Raw genomic sequence first — 4,149 nt, forward strand, 5'->3', positions numbered from 1 at the left:
GGGCTTAGGTGGGGGGCGAGGAGGTCCCAGAGGTTGCCGGCGATGTCGCGGAAGACCGCCACCCGGCCGTACGGCTCGGTGCGGGGTGGGCGGACGAACTCGACGCCCGCCTCGGTCAGCCGCCGGCAGGTGGCGTCGAAGTCGTCGACCCGGAGGAAGAAGCCGACCCGCCCGGCGACCTGCTCGCCGACGGTGGCCGCCTGCCGGTCCCCGTCGGCGCGGGCGAGCAGCAGCCCGGTCTGCGCCCCGGGCGGCCGGACCACCACCCAGCGCTTGGGCCGGCCGTCGTTGGTCAGCGACGGGGAGTCCTCGACCAGGTCGAAGCCGAGGATCTCGGTGAAGAAGGCGATCGCCGGGTCGTACTCGGCGACGACGACGGTGACGAGGTCGAGCCGCACGACGCCGCTCAGGCCGCGCTGACCAGGGCGGGCAGGTGGCGCTCGACGACCGGCAGCACGTCGGCCACGGTGACCGGCCGGCCCAGCTCGGCGGTGAGCGAGGTGACCCCGGCGTCCCGGATGCCGCACGGCACGATCCGGTCGAAGTACGCCAGGTCGCAGTCGCAGTTGATCGAGAAGCCGTGCAGGGTGACCCCGCGGGCGACGCGGATGCCGATGGCGGCGACCTTGCGGGCCGGCCCGCGGTCGTCCTCGGGTACCCACACTCCGCTGCGCCCCTCGACCCGGCCGGCGGCCAGCCCGAACTCGGCGCAGACGTCGATCAGCATCTGCTCGGTGCGGCGCACGTAGGCGACCACGTCCACCGGGTCGGGCAGCCGGACGATCGGGTAGCCGACCAGCTGGCCCGGGCCGTGCCAGGTGATCTTGCCGCCGCGGTCCACGTCGATGACCGGTGTGCCGTCCATCGGCCGGTCCCACGGTTCGGTGCGCTTGCCGGCGGTGTAGACGCTCGGATGCTCCAGCAGCAGGACGGTGTCGCCCTGCTCGCCGGCCACCACCGCCTCGTGCAGCCGGCGCTGCTCGTCCCATGCGGCCTGGTAGTCGAGGACACCGGCGTGGACGGCCGTGAGGCCGGAGGTCGTCGCGGTCACCGCTCCAGCCTAGTCCCGTACTCGCCGGTCACCTGGGGTGAGCCGGCTCACCGCGTGGCGCGACGTGCCGGGCGAGGTTCAGCCCTGCGGTACCCGCCAGACCCAGACGTCGTCCACCCGCTCGGGCTCGCCGAGCAGCGCGGTCACCGTACGCCGGACCGCCTCCTCGTCGACCGGCCACTTCGCCCCGTGCACCTGGTCGGCGAGGACCACCGCCTCCACCCGCCAGTGGCGCAGGTCGGCCCGGACCTCCCGGACGCTGCCCTCGGTGACGATCGGTACCTGGCCGTACCGGGCCGCCTGGTCGACCAGCGCCGCGAAGGGTCGCGGCACCGGCCCGATCCGGCCCCGGCCGTCCGGGCCGCCCGGGCCGAGGAAGAACCCGGACGGGATGGCGAACTCACCCTGCCGGTGCGCCAGGGCGTACGCCTGCCAGCGCTGGCCGTCCGGGTACACGTCCAGGGTCAGCGGCACCGGGGTGAGGACCCCGCGCGGGGAGACGTACTCCCGCCAGGTGCCGGCGGTGATGAACCGCGGGACCGGCTCGCGCTCGATGGTGAGCAGCGGGGTGGGCAGCAGGGGCACCAGCGCCACCGCGAAGCCGAGCAGCCAGGCCCGCCGGGCCCACCGGTGCCGGGGCGGGTGGGCGCGCAGCGCGTCGACGGCGTACGCCAGCAGCACCCCGATCACCGGCGCCACCACCAGCGCCAGCCGGGCCGGCAGGGCGGCGTTGACCACCGGCAGGTGCCCGAGCAGGTCGAAGGGCATCGGCAGGTCGAAGCGCCGGCCGTCGACCTTGGCCTCGGGCCCGAAGGAGAGCACCGTGAAGACCACGGCGACCACGCCCAGCGCCCACAGTGTCGCCCGGCGGGCGGGGTCGGCCCGGCGCCGCAGCGCCACGAAGCAGGCGACGGTGAGCAGCAGCAGCGGTACGCCGAAGAACGAGTTCTCCTCGGTCGGGTTGGGCGCCAGCCGGGTGCCGAGCCCCACCTCGCCGGCGAGCGAGCGGCGCGGGTACGCCCCGTAGGCGACGACGTCCTCGGAGTGGATGACCGCGTCGAAGCCGGTGCCGTGGAAGCGTTGCGGGCCGGCGAAGTGCAGCCAGAGCGGGTACGCCAGCAGCGCCCCGGTGACCACGGCGGTCACGGCCAACCCGCGCAGGAAGGTCGGCAGCACGGCCCGGGCCTCGGCCCGGCTGGCCGGGTGCAGCGCCCACACCGCGACGAAGACGCCGAGCGCGAGCGCGGTGAAGAACAGCCCTTCGGCGGCGATCGAGAAGGCGACCGCGACGAGCACCCCGAGGATCGCGCCGTTGCGCAGCCAGCGCCCCGGGCTGCGCAGCGCGAACAGCCGCCAGATCAGCAGCGGCACCAGCCAGCCGGCGGTCCAGTTCAGGTGGGCGTTGGCGTGCGAGACCATGCCGGGGGAGAAGCCGATGAACAGCCCGCCGAGCGCCGCCGCGAGAGGGCTGCGCACCAGGTGCCGGGAGAGCAGCAGGTACCAGGCCAGCGCCGTGGCGGCGAGGTTGAGGGTGAGGATCACCAGGAACGTGGCCGGCGGCCCGATCAGGTACGTCAGCGGCGCGAAGACCGCCGCGTACACGGTGATCGAGGTGTTGACGGCGAGGTTCACCCCGTCCGGCACGTTGATCAGGTGGGTGAAGAGCGGGTTCTCCCCATGGGTGAGCGCGTGCCCGCCGAAGGCGAGCAACCATTCGAAGAGCGCCTGGTCGCTGGAGTTGACGGTGATGGTGCGGACGTTCGGGTCCCGCCACAGCCCGCTGGTCACCCAGCCGGCCAGCGCCAGCGCGGCCAGGGCCACGATCAGGTCGGCCCGGCGGTCGCGGACGACGCGGGCCGGCGAGGCGGGCGAGGGCGCCAGGGACGGGGAGGTCGGCACGCAGCGGACGTTACCAACCGGACCTGGACACGCCGGTCAGACACGGAACCTCGGTGGGGGTGGCGAGTCGGGAACCGGCACACACGCCCGCGGTGGTGAATGTGTGAGGGTGGCCTATGTCACATCGATGGCATACCGCCTTAACGTTTCGGCAACTCGCGGGTGACCCAGTTCACACCCCCGTCAGGAGGCCCCCGTGCGCCGCAACCCATCCCTGTTCACCCGGCTGACCGGAGCCGTCGCCGGAGTCGTCCTCGCCGCCGCCGCCGTGACCGCCGTCGCCGCTCCCGCCCAGGCCGCCAGTCTGACCCAGGTCACCGGCTTCGGCTCCAATCCCGGCAATCTCGCCATGTACGCCTACCGGCCGGACAACCTGCCGGCCAACGCCCCGGCCGTGGTGCTGCTGCACGGCTGCACCCAGAACGCCGCCGGATACTTCGCCAACTCGGGCTGGCAGAAGTACGCCGACCAGTGGAAGTTCGCCCTGATCGTGGCCCAGCAGTCGAGCGTCAACCAGTCGTTGAGCTGCTTCAACTGGTTCGTGGAGGGCGACATCCAGCGCGGCTCGGGCGAGGCGCTGTCGATCAAGCAGATGGTCGACTACGCCAAGAACACGTACGGCACCGACCCCGGCCGCGTCTTCGTCAGCGGGCTCTCCGCGGGCGGGGCGATGAGCGCGGTCATGCTCGCCACCTACCCCGACGTCTTCGCCGCCGGCTCGGTCATCGCCGGCCTGCCCTACCGCTGCTCCCCGCCGGCGACCACCAACACCTGCCAGTACAGCGGCGTGGACAAGACCCCGGCCGCCTGGGGCGACCTGGTCCGCAGCGCCTACCCCGGCTACACCGGCAACCGGCCGCGGGTGTCCATCTGGCACGGCACCTCGGACGGCACTGTCGTCCCGGCCAACGCCACCGAACTGCGCGACCAGTGGACCAACGTCCGGGGCGTCTCGCAGACCCCGACCAGCACCGCGTCGCTGCCCGGCAACACCAGCCTGGAGGTGTACGGCAACGACGACGTCCGCCTCTACCGGGTGTCCGGGATGGGGCACGGCACCCCGGTCGACCCGGGCTCCGGCGCCGACCAGTGCGGTAGCACCGCCGCGTTCTTCCTGGACACCATCTGCTCGACCTACCGGGACGCGGTCTTCTTCGGCCTGAACGGCGGCGACACCACACCCACCCCGACGGCCACCC

4 protein-coding genes are annotated in these 4,149 nt (G+C 73.3%); 1 reads left to right on the plus strand and 3 read right to left on the minus strand.

All coding sequences use genetic code 11. The features are described from left to right. The 3 genes from C1I99_RS29885 to C1I99_RS29895 form a co-directional block, all read right to left on the minus strand. A partial coding sequence (locus C1I99_RS29885; RefSeq protein WP_111137523.1) for a VOC family protein occupies positions 1–398 on the minus strand: 398 nt, incomplete at its 3' end. Positions 399–406: 8 nt separating this feature from the next. Further along, positions 407–1,051, minus strand: a complete 645-nt coding sequence (lipB, locus tag C1I99_RS29890; RefSeq protein WP_111137524.1) for a lipoyl(octanoyl) transferase LipB — start codon at positions 1,049–1,051, stop codon at positions 407–409. Positions 1,052–1,129: 78 nt separating this feature from the next. Beyond that, the gene (locus C1I99_RS29895) at positions 1,130–2,950 is read right to left on the minus strand and encodes a DUF6311 domain-containing protein (protein WP_111137525.1); all 1,821 of its coding nucleotides are present in this window, start codon (positions 2,948–2,950) and stop codon (positions 1,130–1,132) included. 196 nt (positions 2,951–3,146) lie between these two features. On the opposite strand from C1I99_RS29895, the gene C1I99_RS29900 reads away from it, so the two are divergent. After that, positions 3,147–4,149 (plus strand): extracellular catalytic domain type 1 short-chain-length polyhydroxyalkanoate depolymerase (locus C1I99_RS29900; RefSeq protein WP_111137526.1); only part of this gene is annotated, 1,003 nt, incomplete at its 3' end.

The organism is Micromonospora deserti, assembly GCF_003236335.1.
Taxonomy (GTDB): Bacteria; Actinomycetota; Actinomycetes; order Mycobacteriales; family Micromonosporaceae; genus Micromonospora; species Micromonospora deserti.